16 protein-coding genes are annotated in these 19,313 nt (G+C 68.4%); 13 read left to right on the top strand and 3 right to left on the bottom strand.

From position 1 onward, the window contains the following. Positions 1–33 precede the first annotated feature (33 nt). The 3 genes from wag31 to ileS all read left to right on the top strand — a co-directional run bounded on the left by wag31 (position 34) and on the right by ileS (position 5,145). On the top strand, positions 34–816 hold the full coding sequence (gene wag31 / locus P5P27_RS11230; protein ID WP_006895337.1) for a DivIVA-like cell division protein Wag31: 783 nt from the start codon (positions 34–36) through the stop codon (positions 814–816). A 56-nt stretch (positions 817–872) separates the two neighbouring features. Beyond that, entirely contained in the window at positions 873–1,655 is a 783-nt protein-coding gene (locus P5P27_RS11225) for a hypothetical protein (protein WP_278124003.1), read from the top strand. Positions 1,656–1,956: 301 nt separating this feature from the next. Then, positions 1,957–5,145, top strand: coding sequence for an isoleucine--tRNA ligase (ileS, locus tag P5P27_RS11220; protein ID WP_278124001.1), 3,189 nt, complete (start codon positions 1,957–1,959; stop codon positions 5,143–5,145). A 12-nt stretch (positions 5,146–5,157) separates the two neighbouring features. Here ileS and P5P27_RS11215 read toward each other — a convergent pair whose 3' ends face one another. Beyond that, entirely contained in the window at positions 5,158–5,922 is a 765-nt protein-coding gene (locus P5P27_RS11215; RefSeq protein ID WP_039866949.1) for an SGNH/GDSL hydrolase family protein, read from the bottom strand. A gap of 44 nt (positions 5,923–5,966) precedes the next feature. On the opposite strand from P5P27_RS11215, the gene P5P27_RS11210 reads away from it, so the two are divergent. Together P5P27_RS11210 and P5P27_RS11205 are read left to right on the top strand one after the other, a co-directional pair. Continuing rightward, complete coding sequence (locus P5P27_RS11210; RefSeq protein ID WP_006895341.1) at positions 5,967–6,152, top strand: hypothetical protein; 186 nt, start codon at positions 5,967–5,969, stop codon at positions 6,150–6,152. A gap of 58 nt (positions 6,153–6,210) precedes the next feature. Continuing rightward, entirely contained in the window at positions 6,211–7,560 is a 1,350-nt protein-coding gene (locus tag P5P27_RS11205; protein ID WP_045537446.1) for a DNA polymerase IV, read from the top strand. A gap of 23 nt (positions 7,561–7,583) precedes the next feature. Here P5P27_RS11205 and P5P27_RS11200 read toward each other — a convergent pair whose 3' ends face one another. Next, entirely contained in the window at positions 7,584–8,519 is a 936-nt protein-coding gene (locus P5P27_RS11200) for an asparaginase (RefSeq protein WP_006895343.1), read from the bottom strand. A 196-nt stretch (positions 8,520–8,715) separates the two neighbouring features. Between P5P27_RS11200 and P5P27_RS11195 the strand changes: the two genes are divergently transcribed. After that, positions 8,716–9,297, top strand: coding sequence for a WKL family lipoprotein (locus P5P27_RS11195; protein ID WP_006895344.1), 582 nt, complete (start codon positions 8,716–8,718; stop codon positions 9,295–9,297). Between the two features lie 53 nt (positions 9,298–9,350). On the opposite strand, the gene P5P27_RS11190 is transcribed toward P5P27_RS11195, so the two are convergent. Beyond that, entirely contained in the window at positions 9,351–10,337 is a 987-nt protein-coding gene (locus P5P27_RS11190) for a hypothetical protein (protein ID WP_278123998.1), read from the bottom strand. Positions 10,338–10,420: 83 nt separating this feature from the next. Between P5P27_RS11190 and lspA the strand changes: the two genes are divergently transcribed. From lspA to P5P27_RS11155, 7 genes are all read left to right on the top strand, one after another. Beyond that, on the top strand, positions 10,421–11,023 hold the full coding sequence (gene lspA / locus P5P27_RS11185; protein WP_278123996.1) for a signal peptidase II: 603 nt from the start codon (positions 10,421–10,423) through the stop codon (positions 11,021–11,023). Further along, positions 11,016–11,942 carry an RluA family pseudouridine synthase gene (locus P5P27_RS11180; RefSeq protein WP_278123994.1) on the top strand — a complete coding sequence of 309 codons (927 nt, stop codon included), beginning with the start codon at positions 11,016–11,018 and terminating at the stop codon, positions 11,940–11,942. The genes lspA and P5P27_RS11180 overlap by 8 nt, the downstream gene beginning before the upstream one ends. Before the next feature lie 138 nt (positions 11,943–12,080). Beyond that, the gene (gene dnaE / locus P5P27_RS11175; RefSeq protein ID WP_006895348.1) at positions 12,081–15,617 is read left to right on the top strand and encodes a DNA polymerase III subunit alpha; all 3,537 of its coding nucleotides are present in this window, start codon (positions 12,081–12,083) and stop codon (positions 15,615–15,617) included. Between the two features lie 69 nt (positions 15,618–15,686). Continuing rightward, positions 15,687–15,968, top strand: a complete 282-nt coding sequence (locus tag P5P27_RS11170; protein WP_039866952.1) for a hypothetical protein — start codon at positions 15,687–15,689, stop codon at positions 15,966–15,968. Next, entirely contained in the window at positions 15,925–17,307 is a 1,383-nt protein-coding gene (gene ilvA, locus P5P27_RS11165; RefSeq protein ID WP_278123990.1) for a threonine ammonia-lyase IlvA, read from the top strand. The genes P5P27_RS11170 and ilvA overlap by 44 nt, the downstream gene beginning before the upstream one ends. A gap of 290 nt (positions 17,308–17,597) precedes the next feature. Next, a complete protein-coding gene (locus tag P5P27_RS11160) occupies positions 17,598–18,443 on the top strand; it encodes an MlaE family ABC transporter permease (RefSeq protein WP_006895350.1) in 846 nt (281 codons plus the stop codon). Position 18,444: 1 nt separating this feature from the next. Next, positions 18,445–19,311, top strand: a complete 867-nt coding sequence (locus P5P27_RS11155) for an ABC transporter permease (protein ID WP_006895351.1) — start codon at positions 18,445–18,447, stop codon at positions 19,309–19,311. Positions 19,312–19,313: the final 2 nt, after the last annotated feature.

Here is a 19,313-nt window from a genome sequence, read left to right as displayed (position 1 = left end):
AACACGCGAAATGACCTAAGGGGAGAGGCAGAAATGCGGCTCACACCAGCTGATGTGCACAACGTCGCGTTCAGCAAACCGCCGATCGGCAAGCGCGGTTACAACGAGGACGAGGTCGATCAATTCCTCGACTTCGTGGAGGCTGAACTCGCACGGCTGATCGACGAGAACAACGACCTGAAGCAGCGCGTCGGCGAACTCGAGACCGAACTCGACGAGGCGCGTTCCGGTGCCCCGGATCGCACTCAGGCGTTCGCGGCCGTCGCGGAGCCTGCTCCCGCGCCCGCACCGGAGCCCGCCGCGGCGCCGGCTCCCGCCGCTGACGAAGAGGCCAGCATGCGTGCGGCACGTGTGCTGGCGCTGGCCCAGGACACCGCAGACCGAGTCACGGGCAGCGCCCGGAGCGAGGCCGAGAGCCTGATGGCCGACGCTCGCCAGCGCTCGGACGCGATGGTGGCCGAGGCGAAGTCGAACGCCGACGCCACGCTCGCCGACGCTCGCCAGCGCAGCGAGGCACTCCTCGCCGATGCACAGACCCGGGCCGAGACCCAGGTGCGCCAGGCGCAGGAACGCGCGGACTTCCTGCAGCGCGACGCGGAGCAGAAGCACACCGAGATCATGACGACCATCAACCAGCAGCGCACGGTGCTGGAAGGCCGCATCGAGCAGCTCAAGACGTTCGAGCGCGAGTACCGCACTCGACTCAAGACGTACTTGGAGTCGCAGCTCGAGGAACTCCAGCAGCGCGGCAGTGCCGCCCCGGTGGAGAACGGACAGGCGAGTTATGCCGCTGAGGGCGGATACTCGCAGAGCTGATCTGGGGCTGACACCGACGTGTACACGCACATCTTCCCCGAACCGACGAGGGTGACATGCTGAGCCTTGCGCTGGCCGCCACCCTCGTCGGTTTCGGCCTTCTGGTGGTCGCACTGGTGACCAGTAATCTCCCGCTCGCGATCGCCTGCGTGGCGGTCTGCGTCGTCGGCCTGATCCTTCTGGTCATCGACACACTGCGGGCCAACCGGCGCGGTGGCGCCGGCGCCGAGGACGAGCCCTTGTTCACGATCCGCGGGCGTGAATCCGCGGCGCGCGAGGAGCCCCTCGACGCCGAGGACGAGGGTCCGGCTCGTGAGCACGTGCCCGTCGACTCGGGCGATGTCGGCGGCGGCGAGTCGGCGGGTCTCGGTTCGATCGTCTCGGCCACACCCGAACCCGTCTCGGAAGTGCCCACCGATCCGGGCAACGGCGAACTGTCCGCTCTGTCGGGCGGATTCTCCGCTCCGCAGCCGGGTGCGGAGCGCGCTCCCGAGGGCGACGGAGACGTCAACGACTACCTCCGCTCGACGGGGTCGTTCCCCGTGCAGTCGGCGAGCGGGCCGCGCACGGGACCGCAGCCGGTTCCGCAGGGGCCTGCGCAGACTCCGCAGCAGCCGGCGCCGTCGGCAGCAGCGGAGAGCGGCGCACCGGAGACGAGTGCACCGCAGGCGGACGCGCTGCCGGAGACATATGTCGGGCGGCGGCGTCTGGCCGGCGATCCGACGGACGACATCGTGGTGCGGTCGTCGGACCCCGAGTTGCCGGCCATGCAGTTCGTCTGGGACGACACCGAGGACGATGGCGGGCGGTCACCGAAGAGCGACCCTTCCGACGACTGAGCCACCGCCCGAGCAGACCTCCCGGCCCGGTGCGGTCGGGCCCCGTGCAGTAGACTGATTGTTCGCAGCGACGACCCGGCAATCACCGGTGAGCTCCCGGAAGAACGGACCCGCTGGGTCTCAGTAGAACCGGGCGGGTGCGGCCCGACACAGCCGTCACGATGAGAGGCACGCCCCTCGGGCGTGCAAGCGGGGTGGTACCGCGCGCAGACCGTGAACTCAGGCGAGTCCACACAGTCGCGTCCCCGTGCCCACAGGGCCGACGAGAGCGTCGGCGAAGACCAGGCACGAGGAGCAGCGCGTGAGCGACACGACCCCCGAATCACAGCAGAGCACCACGGCGCGCGCCTACCCGATCGTCGATCTGACCGACGGAACCGGGCGGGGAGCGCCGTCGTTTCCCCAGGTCGAGGAGACCGTCCTGCAGTACTGGGCGGAGGACGACACCTTCAAGGCGTCGATCGCCAATCGCGAGGACGCACCGGAGTTCGTGTTCTACGACGGTCCGCCCTTCGCCAACGGACTTCCGCACTACGGCCACCTGCTCACCGGTTACGTCAAAGACGTGATCCCGCGGTACCAGACGATGCGCGGTAAGAAGGTCGACCGCCGATTCGGCTGGGACACCCACGGTCTGCCCGCCGAACTCGAGGCCGAGCGGCAACTCGGGATCACCGATAAATCGGAGATCGAGACGATGGGCGTCGACAAGTTCAACGAATACTGCCGCGACTCGGTTCTCCGCTACACGGGCGAGTGGCGCGACTACGTCACCCGGCAGGCCCGCTGGGTCGACTTCGAGAACGACTACAAGACGCTCGATCTGGACTTCATGGAGTCGGTCATGTGGGCCTTCAAGCGCCTGCACGACAAGGGCCTGGTGTACCAGGGATACCGCGTGCTCCCGTACTCCTGGTACGAGCAGACGCCGCTGAGCAACCAGGAGTCCAAGCTCGACGACGCCTACCGCATGCGCCAGGATCCGGCGGTCACCGTGACGATGCCGCTCTCCGCGCCGGGATCACCGCTCGACGGCGTCAACGCGCTGATCTGGACGACGACGCCGTGGACCCTTCCGTCGAACCTGGCGATCGCGGTACATCCCGAGACCGAGTACTCGCATGTGCGGACCGCCGACGGCGACGAGTACCTGCTGGCCTCGGCTCTTGTCGGTGCGTACGCGAAGGAACTCGGCGAACCGGAGACGGTCGGGGTGTACCTCGGCAAGGAACTGGCGGGGCTGAGTTACCGACCGCCGTTCGACTTCTTCCTCGGCCACCCCGCCTCGCACGTGGTGCTGCTGGCCGACTACGTCACCACCGACAGCGGCACCGGCGTCGTCCATCTCGCGCCGGCCTTCGGTGAGGAGGACATGGACGTCGCGACCGCCAACGGCATCGAGGTGGTGCAGCCGCTCGATCCGGGCGGCCGTTTCACCGATCTGGTGCCGCCGTACCAGGGCCAGATGGTCTTCGACGCCAACCCGAACATCATCAGAGATCTCAAGGCGGCGGGCCGCATCCTTCGGCACGAGACCATCGAGCACTCCTACCCGCACTCGTGGCGGTCGGGCCAGCCGCTGATCTACATGGCCGTGCCGTCGTGGTTCGTCGCCGTCACCGAGATCAAGGACCGGATGCTGGAGTTGAACCAGCAGATCACCTGGTCGCCGGCCCACATCCGGGACGGGCAGTTCGGCAAGTGGCTCGCCGGAGCCAAGGACTGGAACATCAGCCGCAACCGCTTCTGGGGAGCGCCGATCCCGGTATGGGTCTCCGACGATCCGGCGTACCCGCGGGTTGACGTCTACGGCAGTCTCGACGAGCTCGAGCGCGACTTCGGGGTGCGGCCGGAGAACCTGCACCGGCCCCACATCGACGAACTGACCCGGCCGAATCCCGACGATCCGACCGGGCGTTCGACGATGCGACGCGTGCCGGAGGTCCTGGACTGCTGGTTCGAGTCCGGGTCGATGCCGTACGCGCAGGTGCATTACCCGTTCGAGAACACCGAGTGGTTCGACGGCGGCGGCGATCAGCTGGCGCACAATCCGGGCGACTTCATCGTCGAGTACAACGGACAGACCCGCGGCTGGTTCTACAACCTGCACGTGCTGGCCACCGCCCTCTTCGACCGCCCCGCGTTCAAAACGGTGGCCGCACACGGCATCGTGCTCGGCGATGACGGTCAGAAGATGAGCAAGTCCAAGCGCAACTACCCCGACGTCAACGAGGTATTCGACCGCGACGGCTCCGATGCGATGCGCTGGTTCCTGATGGCCTCGCCGATCCTGCGCGGCGGCAACCTGGTGGTCACCGAGCGCGGCATCCGCGAGGGAGTGCGCCAGGCTCTGCTGCCGATGTGGAACGCATACAGCTTCCTGCAGCTGTACGCGGAGCGCCCGGCCACGTGGCGCACCGATTCGCAGCACGTCCTCGACCGCTACATCCTCGCCAAACTGGCCCAGACGCGCGACGAGATGACCGCGGCGCTCGACGTCTACGACATCGCCGGCGCCTGCGAGAGTTTCCGCGAGTTCTGCCAGTCGCTGACCAACTGGTACGTGCGGCGGTCGCGGGCCCGGTTCTGGGCGGGCCAGGACACCGACCCCGACGCCTTCGACACGCTGTACACGGTGCTGGAGGTGGCGGGCCGGCTCGCCGCACCGCTGCTTCCGCTGGCCACCGAGGCGATGTGGCGGGGATTGACCGGTGAACGGTCGGTGCACCTGACCGACTGGCCGGCCGAGGACGAGCTGCCCTCCGATACGGAACTGGTGGCGGCCATGGATCAGGTGCAGACCGTGTGCTCGGTCGCGTCGAGTGTCCGCAAGGCCAACAAGCTGCGCGTCCGTCTCCCGCTTCCGGCGCTGACCGTCGCCGCGCCCGCGGCCGAACGGATGGCGCCGTACACCGATCTGATCGCCGACGAGATGAACGTCAAGCAGGTCGTGCTCTCGACCGACGTCGACGCCGTCGGCCGCGTGGAGGTGGCCGTGAACGCACGAGCGGCCGGGCCGCGGATCGGCAAGGACGTCCAGCGCGCGATCAAGGCGGTGAAGTCGGGCGACTGGGAGTTCGGCACCGATCCGGAGACCGGCGAACAGACCGTCGTCGCCGACGGGATCGTCCTGAAGGGCGAGGAGTTCTCACGGAAGCTGGTCGCCGTCGCACCCGATTCGACCGCCGAGATGCCGGGCGGGGCGGGTCTGGTGGTCCTCGACACGGCGGTGACGCCCGCACTCGAAGCCGAGGGCTGGGCGAAGGACCGGGTCCGCGAACTGCAGGACGCGCGCCGCAACCTCGGGCTGGAGATCTCCGACCGCATCTCGGTGCGCCTGGCGGTGCCCGAGGAGCGGGTGGGGACCGCGAGGCGTCATTCGGACATGATCGCCGGCGAGGTGTTGGCGACCGCGTTCGACGTGACCTCGGACCGACCGGGGGCGATCGAACTCGGAGACGGCGTCACCGCCGACATCGAGAAGGCGTAGACGCCGCTCGGCTCACGCGCCGAGCGCGGTCATCTCCGGGAACCTGGGCGAGAGGTCGTCGCCGCTGGAGGTGCCGCGCAGGCGTCTGCCGATCCACGGCACGGCGAACTCCCTGATCCAACGCCGGTTCTCGGCGCGCCGGCGGGCGGGCGACAGGTCGGGGAGCGGGGCCTGCTCCAGCGGCCGGAGGCCGTGCTCGACGCCGAGCGCGTCGAGCACGGCGATCGCCATGCGCTGATGGCCCGCGGCCGACATGTGCAGCCGATCGAAGTCCCAGAGGCGGACGTCGCGGTAGTCGTCGATCCGCCAGAAGTCGACGATGGTGGCGCCGTGGCGGTCGGCGATCTCGCGGACGCCCTCGTTGTAGATCGCGAAGCGCCCGCGAAGGGCGCTGAAGAGGGGCCAGCCGCCCGGATCGTGCGCGGTGAACAGCACGAGTCGCGCACCGGACTCGGTCAGTCGCGCCACGGCGGCGTCGTACGTCGAGAGCAGGGCGTCGATGTCGACCTTGGGCCGGAGGATGTCGTTGCCGCCGGCGTAGAGGGTGATCAGATCCGGGTCGAGTGCGAGCGCCGGCTCCACCTGTTCGGCCACGATCGGCTCGAGCTTGCGACCGCGGATGGCGAGGTTGGCGTACTCGGCGCCGGGCTCGAGCCGCGCCAACTCGGCCGCCACCCGGTCCGCCCAGCCGCGGACTCCGTTCGGCCGCTGCGGGTCGTGGTCCCCGACTCCTTCGGTGAAGGAGTCGCCCAATGCTGCATATCGAAGGAAAGGCACGTCTGCCGAGAGTACGCCCGCGGGGCCGGCGATAGAATCGGGCCATGAGCGGCGACGATCTCGAGCGACTCCAGCGCTGGGAGGACAACGGCGCGCAGTGGGAGGTCGTGTCGCTGCGGCCGGACTCGGCGACCATCGCGCTGCTGCGCTGCGACGCGGGTGAAGAGGTCGACCGCTTCGTCACCACCGATCCCCGAGTGCTGGCCCTGTGCCGCCGTCCCCGTGACTGACTCCGCACCCGGCACCGCCGGCGGGGAGCGCAGCGCGCGCTGGGTGCTGCACATCGACATGGATGCCTTCTTCGCGTCGGTGGAGCAGCTCACGCGGCCGACCCTGGCCGGGCGTCCGGTGCTCGTCGGCGGCACCGGTGGCCGCGGCGTGGTGGCCGGAGCCAGCTACGAGTCGCGGACGTTCGGTGCCCGTTCGGCGATGCCGATGCATCAGGCGCGGCGGCTGGTCGGCGGCTCCGCGGTGGTGGTTCCGCCGCGCGGATCGGTGTACTCGGTGGTGAGCCGCCGCGTCTTCGGACTCGTGAGAACCTTCGTCCCGGTCATCGAGACGCTCTCGTTCGACGAGGCGTTCGGCGAACCGCAGGAGCTCGCGGGCGCCACCGCCGCCGACGCGCTCGACTTCGCCCACCGGCTGCGCGCCGCGATCCGGGAGGAGACGGGGCTGCCCGCTTCGGTGGGCTTCGGCTCGGGCAAACAGATCGCCAAGATCGCCTCCGGAATGGCCAAACCCGATGGGGCCAAGGTGATTCCGCCGTCCACGGAATTGGACTTCCTGCAAGCGCTGCCGGTGCGCAAGCTGTGGGGGATCGGCCCGGTGACCGGAGACCGACTGGCTCGGCTGGGAGTGGAGACCATCGGCGACCTGGCGGCGCTCTCGGATGTCGAGGTCGCCTCGGTCCTCGGCGCCACCGCGGGACCGTCGCTGCACCGGCTCGCGCGCGGGATCGACGATCGCCCGGTGACCGAGCGGGCGGAGGCGAAGCAGATCAGCGCCGAATCGACCTTCGCGGTCGACATCGTGCGCGCGGCCGAACTCCGGGCGGCCGTCTCGGGCGCGGCGTCGCATGCGCATCGACGGCTGCTGGCGGACGGCCGCGGCGCGCGGACCGTGGTGGTGAAGTTGCGCCGCTCCGACATGTCGATCCTGACCCGCTCGACCACTCTGCCCGCGCCGACGACCGACCTCGATGCGCTGACCGCGGCGGCGCACCGGGTGATGCTCGATCCCTTGGAGGTGGGGCCGATCCGCCTGGTCGGCGTCGGATACTCCGGGTTGTCGGACACTCACCAGGAGACGCTGTTTCCCGATCTCGGTGACCTCGGTGACTCCGCGTCGCCCTCCGGCACGGGGGCTGCGGCCACTGGTGCGCCCGGCGTCCCGGACGAGGACACCGCCGCCGAACCCGTCGTCGACTGGCCCACCGGTACCGACGTCTCGCATCCCGATCACGGCCACGGATGGGTGCAGGGCGGGGGTCACGGCTTCGTGACCGTCCGGTTCGAGACGCGCGCGACCGGTCCGGGCCGCGCGCAGACCTTCCGACTGCCCGAGCCGAGACTGACGCGGGCGGACCCGCTCGACAGCCTCGCCTGGGACGAGGTCGCCGAATCGGGGGATCCGGACTAGACAGTACAGCTGGGGCTGTGCGGTCAGGGGGACGACGCCGCGAAGAAGGCGGCGATCGCGTCGGCGTCGGCGCCGCGGGAGAGCAGGGCGATGAGGGCCATCCGCGCCTGCGGCGCCCGCAGCCACGGGGAGAAGATCGCGCCGGCCCGGACGAGATCGACGCCGCCGCCACCACCACCGTAGGTCGGCTCCACCGGGCCGTACGGGACCCGGGTCGACACGACCACCGCCACGTCGCGCTGCACCGCGAGATTCACCTCGGCGGTGATGTCGGGATGGGTGTTGCCAGAGCCGGTCGCCGACAGCACGATGCCCGCCGCCCGCTGGGCGACCGCCGACGCGATGGTGCCGGGTGAGACGCCGGGGTAGAGCGCGAGCAGGTCGACACGGGCCGGCCTGCCCTCGGGAAGAGTGTCCGAGACCAGCGGTCGCGGCAGGTCGGGATGGACGGTGTCGAATGCGGTGACCTCGGTGGTCGAGGTCTTGAACACGCCGCGCGCGCCGAGAACCCGGCCGCCGATCGCCACCAGCACACCGCGTCCGCGCGAGTCCGCGTCGGCCGCCAGCGCCACCGCGGCGGCGATGTTGGCCGGACCGTCGGAGAGCGGGTGATCGGCCGGGAACTGCGCGCCGGTGAACACCACCGGGCGGGGGTCGGCGGCGAAGACGTCCGCCAAGTAGGCGGTCTCCTCGAGAGTGTCGGTTCCATGCGTCACCACCACTCCGGCGACCGCGGGATCGGCGAAGGCCTCGGCGATCGCTGCGACGATTGCGAACTGGTCGCGGACGGTCATCGCCGACGAGTCCTTGGCCATCAGCTCGACGGGTGCGACCCGGACGTCGTCGGCGGTCGCCGGGACGAGGTCGGCCGCGTGCAGGACCGGCACGGCCCCGTCGTCGGTGGTCTGCGAGGCGGCGGTGCCGCCAGTGGTGATCATCACGACCTGACGTGTGCTCATGGTCTCGATTCTTGCATCCCGCGTCGATCGTGTCTGCAGCTCGCGGTGGGGCTGGCGAGACAGATGAGACCAAGCTGAGAAGTCACCCGATACCGGCCTGAGCGAGTGTGCGGATCGCGGGCTCTTTGGCATAGTGGTCTGAGTTCGGGTCTGGGAGGGCCCGCTGGAATCCGACCCCAATGTGAGGACTACTTCGGTGAACATTCGCAGAATCGTGACCGGTGCCGTGCTTGCCGGCGCCATCGCCGCGACCGCGGCGTGCGGCGGCAACGACAACTCCGACGCTCCGCCCGTGCCCAGTGCCACCACGTCCAGCGCCGCGGCCACGAGCAGTGCGGCCACCGGCACCGAGGCCGAGATGACGAACCCGAACAAGGTTCCCGGCGTCGCCGCACTCAACGACATGCTTCAGAAGGCGCTCGATCCGAATATCAAGCCGGCGGCCAAGACCGACCTGGTCGAGGGCTCCGAGGTGGACCCGAACCTCTTCACGCAGCTGGTGAAGGCCAAGAAGGAGAACCCGGACGTCACCTACGAGATCAAGAAGCCGATCCTGAAGGCCGGGCCCAACCGAGCCAAGGTGAAGGTCGAGGTGAAGCTGCCGAACAACCCGCCGACCAAGATCGACGCGTCGATCGTCTTCGACAACGGCCGCTGGAAGCTCTCCAAGGAGACCGTCTGCCCGCTGCTGAGCCAGACCGACGTGCAGTCGCCGCTGTGCGTGTCGCCGTCGAGCAAGGCCAAGAGCGCGACCTCGAGCAAGAAGGCCGCGGGCTGATTCCGGTCAGCCGCTGACCGGAGCACACCCATTCGCCCTCGCCAGGCGCGGAGTCATTCCGACTTCCGCCAGGCGAGGGTGAATTCGTTCTGCTGCAGGATGGGCCGGTTGGGGTCGTCGCCGGTCAGTTCGCGGCCGCCCTTCATCGTGAGGTCGCCCGAGACCGGCAGCAGCGAGCGGAGATCGACCGTCAACGAGCCCGAGCCGCTCATCGAGAACTTCGCGATGTGCAGCTTCGCGTCGGACCCCGGGATAGAGAAGACCGAGTCGACCGGTGTCTCGTCGACCCGCACGTCGAGTTTGAGGATGTCGCCTTCGCGAGCGGTCAGTGTCACGGTCATGGTCTGGGTGACCGTCGCGGCCGCGGACACCGTCCGCACCGACTGCCATCGGGCACCCGGGGCCACCGGGGTGGTCGGCACCGGCACCGCGTAGTCGAGCGCCCCGACGAGCGACTGCTCCAGCGCGCTGCGTGCGGGTGACTCGGACGATTCGTCTGGCTTGAGGCGCAGCCGGGTGGGCACCAGGCCCGGGGCGTACGAGATGCCGCCCGTGGATCCGTCGAGCGCGCCGAGCAGGCCGTCGAGAGCGGTGTCCTTGCTGGTGGGCGTTCCGATGGAGAACTCGAGACTGCTCGGATCGTCGCACACGGCGCGCGCGGTGATCGGAGTGACGAGTTGCTGCTCGGTCTTCTGCACCTGATTGGTGTTCTCCGTGCGCGAGGTCGGTGCCACGCTCGCCTCGAGCGACGAGGTCTCCAGCGTGACCCGCTGGGCGGCATCGGTCCTCGGCGAGACGGTGAGCGGCTGCGCCGGACCCTCGCCGGGGGAGAGGACGGTCACCTCGGCGTCGGGCACGGTGATCGACCGCGCGCCGTCGGACTTGCTGGCCGGCGTCGTGGCACACGGACCGTCGCCGGAGGCGTCGTTCGACGACGAACACGCCGCGGCGCCGGACGCCAGAACGACCGCCGCGGCGGCCATGCCGACGGCGCGGCGGGCAGTGGTGGAACGCGGGGAAACCGGAGACGAGACAGTCACCCGAGCCAGAGTAGTGCGGGCCGCGGGCCGTCCCGACGAGGCGGGGTGCGACGCCGCCGCGGCCGATGTGGAGAATTGAGGTCATGAACCAACCTGCGGCGCAGCGCGCCGGAGACCCGGCGCGCCGCCGCGGAGTCGGGCTGATCCCCGTTCTCATCGCGGTGGCGGTCGCCGCGTACCTGATCGACGTCCTCAGCAAGGTGCTGGTGGTTGCGAAGATGGAACCCGGTGAGACGGTGTCGGTGATCGGCGACTTCCTCACCTTTCACCTGGTCCGCAACAGCGGCGCGGCGTTCTCCATGGCCACCGGCTACACGTGGGTGCTGACCTTCGTCGCGCTGGCCGTCGTCGTGGTGATCGCGCGCTACGCCAAGCGGCTCGGTTCGCTGGGCTGGGTGATCGGCCTGGGCCTGGTGCTGGGCGGGGCGCTGGGCAATCTCACCGACCGGATGTTCCGCGATCCGGCGCCGCTGCGCGGCCATGTGGTCGACTTCATTCAGGTGGGCAGTTGGTGGCCCACCTTCAACATGGCCGATTCGGCGGTCGTCTGCGGTGCGGTTCTGTTGGTCGTGCTGACCCTGCTCGGTTACGACTACGACGGATCCCGCACCGGATGGGCGGCTCGGCACGGCAGTGAGAAGCACCCGGCGGAGTCGGGCGAGGACGAGGAGGAGCACGATGCGTGACTCGCGGGCGATGCCGGTCCCCGACGGTCTCCACGGGATGCGCGTGGACGCGGGCGTGGCGCGCGTGCTCGGTCTCTCGCGCACGGTGGTCGCGACGCTCGCCGACGCCGGCGACATCACCGTCGACGGCGTCCCGGTGGGCAAGTCCCACAAGCTGGCGGCCGGATCGTGGCTCGACGTGCTGCTTCCCGAGCCGGAGCAGCCGCTCACGGTGGAGCCGACACCGGTCGAAGACCTCGAGGTGCTCTACCACGACTCCGACATCATCGTCGTCGACAAGCCCGCGGGCGTCGCGGCGCATCCGTCGCTCGGCTGGTCGGGGCCGACCGTCATCGGAGCGCTGGCGGCGGCCGGCTTCCGCATCTCCACCTCGGGTGCGCACGAGCGCCAGGGCATCGTGCACCGCCTCGACGCGGGCACCTCGGGGGTGATGGTGGTGGCCGCGTCCGAACGCGCGTACACGCTGATGAAGCGGGCGTTCAAGGAACGCACCGTCGAGAAGCGGTACCACGCGCTGGTGCAGGGGCACCTCGATCCGCCGTCCGGGACGATCGACGCGCCGATCGGTCGACATCCCGGGTCCGATTGGCGTTTCGCCGTCACCGCGGGCGGTCGTGAATCCGTGACGCATTACGACACCCTGGAGATGTTCGCCTCGGCGTCGTTGCTCGACGTTCATCTGGAGACCGGACGCACGCACCAGATCCGTGTGCACTTCTCGGCGATGCACCATCCGTGCTGCGGCGACCCCACCTACGGCGCCGATCCCCGGCTCGCGGGCCGGCTGGGGCTCGAACGGCAGTGGCTGCACGCCCGGATGCTGGCCTTCGCGCACCCCGCCGACGGTCGTCGCGTGGAGTTCACCTCGGAGTACCCGGCCGATCTGCAGCACGCCCTGGACGTTCTCCGGGAGCCGTGAGACGAGGAGGTGATCGGCCCTCGCGCGGGGCCGCTCGTCTCATCCGTCACAGGTCCGCGTGCCACGGCGGAAGTGTCCGAGGTCTTCTCTACAGTGGAGTGGTCTCAAGTTGGTTCGATCGCCTCAAGGAGTCGCCGCGTGTCCGGGTCGTTCGTTCATCTTCACAATCACACCGAGTACTCGATGCTCGACGGTGCCGCGAAGATGTCCCCGTTGTTCGCCGAGGCCGAGCGCCTGGGCATGACGGCGATCGGGATGACCGACCACGGCAACATGTTCGGTGCGAGCGAGTTCTACAACACCGCGCGCAAGCACGGCATCAAGCCGATCATCGGCATCGAGGCGTACATCGCACCCGAGTCCCGTTTCAACACCAAGCGGATCCAGTGGGGCACGCGCGACCAGAAGTCCGACGACGTCTCCGGTTCGGGTGCGTACACGCATATGACGATGGTCGCCGAGAACGCCACCGGGCTGCGGAACCTCTTCAAACTGTCGTCGCTGGCGTCGATCGAGGGACAGCTCGGCAAGTGGGCGCGTATGGACGCCGAGATCATCGCCGAGCACGCCGAAGGGATCATCGCGACCACCGGCTGCCCGTCCGGTGAGGTGCAGACGCGGCTGCGGCTGGGCCACGAGGCCGAGGCGCTCGAGGCGGCGGGCAAGTGGCAGGAGATCTTCGGCAAGGAGAACTTCTACCTCGAGCTGATGGAGCACGGCCTCGAGATCGAGCAGCGGGTGCGGTCGGGGCTCCTCGACATCGGCCGCAAGCTCGGCATCAAGCCGCTGGTCACCAACGACTGTCACTACGTCACCCGCGATCACGCCAAGGCGCACGAGGCGCTGCTGTGCCTCCAGACGGGCAAGACGCTGTCGGACCCGACACGGTTCAAGTTCGACGGCGACGGCTACTACCTCAAGTCGGCGGAGGAGATGCGAGCGCTGTGGGACGACGTCGTCCCCGGCGGCTGCGATTCGACGCTCGAGATCGGCGAACGCGTGCAGTCGTACGAGGAGGTCTACGCGCACCACGACCGGATGCCGATCTTCCCGGTGCCGGACGGCTACACGCAGGAGACGTGGCTGGCGCGCGAGGTGATGGCCGGTCTGGACCGCCGGTTCGACGGCAATCCGCCCGCGGACTACATCTCGCGCGCCGAGTACGAACTGTCGGTCATCAACCAGATGGGTTTCCCGGCCTACTTCCTCGTCGTCGGCGACCTCATCCGGCACGCCCTGGAGGTCGGGATCCGCGTCGGGCCGGGACGAGGCAGCGCCGCGGGATCGCTGGTGGCCTACGCCCTCGGCATCACGAACATCGATCCCATTCCGCACGGTCTGCTGTTCGAGCGGTTCCTCAACCCCGAGCGCGTGTCGATGCCCGACATCGACATCGACTTCGACGACCGTCGCCGCGGTGAGATGATCACCTACGCCTCCCAGAAGTGGGGCCACGACAAAGTGGCTCAGGTCATCACCTTCGGCACGATCAAGACCAAGGCCGCGATCAAGGACTCGGCCCGCGTCCAATTCGGTCAGCCGGGCTTCGCGATCGCAGACCGGATCACCAAGGCGCTCCCGCCGCCGATCATGGCCAAGGACATCCCGGTCTGGGGCATCACCGATCCCGAGCACGAGCGGTACTCGGAGGCCACCGAGGTCCGCACGCTGATCGAGACCGATCCGGACGTCAAGCGGATCTACGACACCGCCCTCGGCCTGGAGGGGCTGGTCCGCAACGCGGGCGTGCACGCCTGCGCGGTGATCATGTCGAGCGAACCGCTCACCGACGCGATCCCGGTCTGGAAGCGCGCGCAGGACGGCGCCATCATCACCGGTTGGGACTATCCCTCGTGCGAGGCCATCGGTCTGCTCAAGATGGACTTCCTCGGGTTGCGCAACCTGACGGTCATCGGTGACGCGATCGAGAACATCAAGACCAACCGCGGCATCGACCTCGATCTCGACAAGCTGCCGCTCGAGGATCCGAAGACCTACGAGCTGCTGGCGCGGGGCGACACGCTCGGCGTCTTCCAGCTCGACGGCGCGGCCATGCGCGAACTGCTGAAGATGATGCAGCCCACCGGCTTCGAGGACATCGTCGCCGTGTTGGCGCTGTACCGCCCGGGACCGATGGGTGTGAACGCGCACACCGACTACGCCAAGCGGAAGAACGGTCTGCAGGACGTCAAGCCGATCCATCCCGAGTTGGAGGAGCCGCTCAAGGAGATCCTGGCGGAGACCTACGGCCTGATCGTCTACCAGGAGCAGATCATGCAGATCGCTCAGAAGGTGGCGGGCTACTCGCTCGGACAGGCCGACCTGCTCCGCCGCGCGATGGGAAAGAAGAAGAAGGAGATCCTCGACGAGGCCTACGACGGTTTCGCGGAGGGGATGAAGAACAACGGCTTCTCACAGGGTGCGATCACCGCGCTGTGGGACACGGTTCTGCCGTTCGCCGGCTACGCCTTCAACAAATCGCACGCCGCCGGCTACGGGCTGGTCTCGTTCTGGACCGCCTATCTCAAGGCCAACTACCCGGCCGAGTACATGGCGGGGCTGCTGACGTCGGTCGGCGACGACAAGGACAAGGCGGCGATCTACCTCGCGGACTGTCGCAAGATGGGCATCACGGTGCTGCCACCCGACGTCAACGAGTCGCGTGCCGACTTCGCCGCGGTGGGGGAGGACATCCGATTCGGTCTGGCCGCGATCCGCAACGTCGGGTCCGGAGTGGTCTCCTCGATCATCTCGGCGCGCGAGGAGAAGGGCACCTACACCAGCTTCTCGGACTACCTGGGCAAGATCGACGTGCAGGCGTGCAGCAAGAAGGTCACCGAGTCGCTGATCAAAGCCGGCGGTTTCGATTCGCTCGGTCACGACCGCAAGGGCCTGTTCCTCGTTCACTCCGAGGCGATCGACGCCGTGCTGTCGACCAAGAAGGCCGAAGCGGTCGGCCAGTTCGACCTCTTCGGCGGTGTCGGAGACGACGACGGCGGTGCCTCGGACGTGTTCGCGGTCAAGGTGCCGGAGGACGAGTGGGAGACCAAGCACAAGCTCGCTCTCGAACGAGACATGCTGGGCCTGTACGTGTCCGGTCACCCACTGGCAGGACTGGAGCACGCGATCGCGGCGCAGACCGACACCTCGATCACCGCGCTCCTCGAAGGGTCGGTGGCCGACGGCGCGCAGATCACCATCGGCGGCATCATCTCCTCGGTGACCCGACGGGTGAACAAGAAGGGCGAGCCGTGGGCGGCGGTCCAGCTCGAGGACATGGTGGGCGGCGTCGAGGTGTACTTCTTCCCGCGCGCGTACGTCGCGTACGGGATGGACCTGGTGCCCGACAACATCGTCCTGGTCAAGGCCCGTGTCAACAAGCGTGACGATTCGACGATGATCAGCGCCAACGACCTCGCGGTTCCGGACCTGTCAGCGGTCGGCACCACCAAGCCGCTGAATCTCACGCTGTCGGCCCGCGTCTGCACGCCCGACCGGGTCAGCGCGCTCAAACAGATCCTCGTGCGTCATCCGGGGACCTCCGACGTTCATGTGACGCTGGTCAGCGACCGGAAGCAGACGCAGTTGCGGTTGATGGACTCACTGCGCGTGGCGCCGTCGTCGGCCCTGATGGGGGATTTGAAGGCACTCCTGGGCCCGAGCTGTCTGACCTGAGCAGGGCAGGCACGAGACCGAGATTCGGTTCACCGAATCTCAACTCGTCGACTGAGCTACACTGTGGATATGACCACGCTGATCCGACAGGCACCTCAGCCCGCAACTGTGCATCGCGCCGTGCAGGTTCCGGTGTTCGGGGTGCCGTGGCCGCTGTACAAGCTGGCCGCTGTGGTCGCCGGCGTGGTCGTCGCCGCGCTCGTGTTCACCTTCACCGGCTCCGGGACGGCGTCGATGTGGGCCAGTGCAGTCGCGGTGATTACGGTGTGGTGGGGCGGCTATGTGCTGCTTCGTGAACGGTGGGACGATGGAGAGCGTGACTTCATCGCCGAACACCACTCCCGCCGCTGATTCGACCCTCACCCCGGCGAGTATTGAGGCTGCGGCACGTCGTCTGGACGGCGTCGTACGCCGGACACCGCTGGAGGACTGCCCCCGCCTGAGTGACGCCACCGGTGCGCGGGTGCACCTCAAGCGCGAGGATCTGCAGACCGTCCGCTCCTACAAGATCCGCGGCGCCTACAACGTCATGGCGCAGCTGAGCGCAGATGAACTGGCCGCAGGCGTCGTCGCGGCGAGCGCGGGCAATCACGCACAGGGCGTCGCGTTCGCGTGCGCCACCATGCAGGTCAAGGGCCGGATCTACGTACCGACGACCACTCCCAAGCAGAAGTGCGACCGGATTCTGTGGCATGGCCGAGGGTTCGTCGAGCTCATTCCGGTCGGTGAGACCTACGACGCCGCGGCGGCCGCGGCCCAGAGCGACGTGATCCGCACGGGCGCCACGTGGATCCATGCCTTCGACGACCCGCGCACGGCGGCCGGGCAGGGCACGATCGGCAAGGAGATCCTCGAGCAGCTCGGAGCCGATCCCGACGTCGTCGTGTTGCCGGTCGGCGGTGCGGGCTGCATGGCCGGAATCGTCACCTACCTGCGTGCGGCGTGCCCCGACGTCGCGATCGTCGGCGTGGAGCCGCACGGTGCCGTGTCGCTCGCGGCCGCGCTGGTCAACGGTGCACCGTACACGCTGCCGACCGTCGACTCCTTCGTCGACGGTGCGGCGGTGCAGCGCATCGGCGGCCTGGGGCACGGCGTGATGGCGGCCGCCGGGGCCCGGGTGGTGAACCACCCCGTGCTCGCCGACGTCACCTCGCACCCGCGGGTGCCGGTGATCGAAGCCTCGGAGATCGACCTCGCGCCGGGCAGCGTCACCATCACGAATGTGAGCGAGGGGGCGATCTGCTCGACGATGCTCGAGCTGTACCAGAACGAGGGGATCATCGCCGAGCCCGCGGGCGCGCTCGCGGCGACCGCGGTGCGCGAACTCGATCTTCCCGCCGGTGCCACCGTGGTCGCACTCGTCTCGGGCGGCAACAACGACGTCTCCCGCTACGGCGAGATCATCGAGCGGTCGTTGGTGCACCGCGGTCTCAAGCACTACTTCCTGGTGAACTTCCCGCAGGAGCCGGGCGCGCTGCGCCGCTTCCTCGACGACGTCCTCGGTCCCGACGACGACATCACTCTGTTCGAGTACGTCAAGCGGAACAACCGCGAGACCGGGGCGGCGTTGGTCGGCGTGGAACTCGGCGACCCGTCGGATCTGTCCGGGTTGCAGGACCGGATGAAGCGCTCCCGGCTGGACGTCGAACAGCTCGAGCCGGACACTCCGGCGTACCGCTACCTGACGTAGGCGGACCCAGCGCGACGGCGGTCGCTCCCGGCAACGGCGGGAGCGGCCGCCGTCGTCGTCTCGACCACCCGAGCACCCGGTTACCGGCGTCGTGGGAGGGTCACCTGCCTATTTCCTACATAGGTGAAGTTATGTGTGGCGCCTGGCACACTTTCCCGAAATCGCTGTGTATATTACGACCGAACACCCCCTCGGGGGTCGGGCCGGCGGGGGGGACGCGGCGACTGTCGACTCCCCACCGCACCCGCAGAGGCGAAGAGGGCGAAGGCAGGGGATTGAGCACAGACACGGTGGACGCGCACCCACGTGCTGCTGCGCGTCGTTGGTCCGACAGCGGCGCCCGCAAATGGTTCGACGAGCACATCAAGAAGTCCTTCGAGACCTTCGGCCGTCAGCTCGCGATGTTCGTCGAAGTGTTCAAGGTCCTCATCGAAGACATCGTCAAGAAGCGCTTCCCTTTCGGCGAGTTCATCCGGCAGTGCGCGTTCATGGCCTCCACGTCGGTCTTCCCGACGCTGCTCGTGGCGATCCCGATCGGCGTCATCGTCTCGATCCAGGTCTCGAACATCGCCGGCCAGATCGGCGCCACGTCGTTCTCCGGCGCCGCGACCGGCCTCGGCGTCATCCGGCAGGGCGCGCCGCTGGTGACTTCGCTGCTGCTGGCGGGTGCGGTCGGCTCGGCCATCGCTGCCGACCTCGGCTCGCGCACGATCCGCGAGGAGATCGACGCCATGCGGGTGATGGGAGTCAACCCGATCCAGCGTCTGATCTCGCCCCGGCTGCTCGCCACGATGGTGGTCTCGTTCCTGCTCTGCGGCTTCGTCTGCTTCGTCGGCTTCATCACCGGCTACCTGTTCAACGTCTACTTCCAGGGCGGGACGCCCGGCAGCTACACGGGGACGTTCGCTTCCTTCGCCGGCGTGCCCGATCTGTTGTTCGCCCTGGTGAAAGCCGTGATCTTCGGCGCCATCGTGGCGATCGTCGCCTGCGACCGCGGCCTCACCACCAGCGGCGGCCCGGCCGGTGTCGCGAACTCGGTGAATGCGGCGGTCGTCAACTCGGTGATCCTGCTGTTCACCGTCAACGTGGTGCTCACCCAGGTGTTCGCACTCGTCGTGCCGGCGAAGGTGGTGTGAGATGGCCGCGTCACGCTACGTACCGCCGCTGCTCAAACCGCTCGGCTGGCTGCGGAAGCTGTGGGAGGCGCCGCGCGACGGCATCGTCGCGATGGGGCACCTGATCACCTTCCTCGTGAAGTCGATCGGACTGGCGCCCATCACCTTCACGCACTACCGGAAAGAGGTCTGGCGACTGCTCTCCGACGTGGCGTGGGGCAACGGCGCGATCGTCGTCGGCGGCGGAACCGTCGGCGTCATGGTGATCCTCGGCGTGATGGGCGGCGCGACCGTCGGCATCGAGGGCTACACGGCGCTCAACCTGCTCGGCATGTCGCCGATCACCGGCGGACTCTCGGCGTTCGCGACCACCCGTGAGATCGCTCCGCTGCTGGCCGCGACGGCGTTCACCGCACAGTCGGGCTGCCGGTTCACGGCGCAGCTCGGGTCGATGCGGATCAGCGAGGAGATCGACGCGCTCGAATCGATCGCGATCCGGCCGCTGCCTTATCTGGTGACGACCCGGATGGCCGCGGCGGTCCTGTCGATCATCCCGCTGTACGCGATCTCGCTGGCCGCCAACTACATCGCCTGCCAGTTCATGTTCCAGATCCAGTCGGGACAGGGATCGGGCACCTACCTGCACTACTTCGACGAATTCATCCTGTCGCGCGATGTGGTCTTCTCGTTCCTCAAAGTCATAGTCTTCGTCCTGCTCACGACCTTCATCCAGTGCTACTACGGATACTTCGCGTCGGGCGGTCCGGAAGGCGTGGGCGTCGCGGCCGGGCATGCGATCCGGCTGTCGATCATCACGATCGTCTTCGCGAACCTGATCCTCACGCTGGTGTTCTGGGGCACCTCGGCCGGCATCAAGATATCGGGGTGACG

The sequence above is a fragment of the Gordonia sihwensis genome (assembly GCF_029632925.1).
GTDB lineage: Bacteria > Actinomycetota > Actinomycetes > Mycobacteriales > Mycobacteriaceae > Gordonia > Gordonia sihwensis.
The sequence above is the reverse complement of the archived record's forward strand: the minus strand, read 5'-3'. Positions and strand labels throughout refer to the sequence as shown.

Bases quoted from the DNA above. Each gene is read 5' to 3' on its own strand.
- wag31 (WP_006895337.1), top strand. From the start codon at position 34: ATGCGGCTCACACCAGCTGATGTGCACAACGTCGCGTTCAGCAAACCG.
- P5P27_RS11200 (WP_006895343.1), bottom strand. From the start codon at position 8,519: ATGAGCACACGTCAGGTCGTGATGATCACCACTGGCGGCACCGCCGCC.
- P5P27_RS11225 (WP_278124003.1), top strand. From the start codon at position 873: ATGCTGAGCCTTGCGCTGGCCGCCACCCTCGTCGGTTTCGGCCTTCTG.
- P5P27_RS11155 (WP_006895351.1), top strand. From the start codon at position 18,445: ATGGCCGCGTCACGCTACGTACCGCCGCTGCTCAAACCGCTCGGCTGG.
- P5P27_RS11170 (WP_039866952.1), top strand. From the start codon at position 15,687: ATGACCACGCTGATCCGACAGGCACCTCAGCCCGCAACTGTGCATCGC.
- P5P27_RS11205 (WP_045537446.1), top strand. From the start codon at position 6,211: ATGGATGCCTTCTTCGCGTCGGTGGAGCAGCTCACGCGGCCGACCCTG.
- lspA (WP_278123996.1), top strand. From the start codon at position 10,421: ATGAACCAACCTGCGGCGCAGCGCGCCGGAGACCCGGCGCGCCGCCGC.
- P5P27_RS11180 (WP_278123994.1), top strand. From the start codon at position 11,016: ATGCGTGACTCGCGGGCGATGCCGGTCCCCGACGGTCTCCACGGGATG.
- ilvA (WP_278123990.1), top strand. From the start codon at position 15,925: ATGGAGAGCGTGACTTCATCGCCGAACACCACTCCCGCCGCTGATTCG.
- P5P27_RS11210 (WP_006895341.1), top strand. From the start codon at position 5,967: ATGAGCGGCGACGATCTCGAGCGACTCCAGCGCTGGGAGGACAACGGC.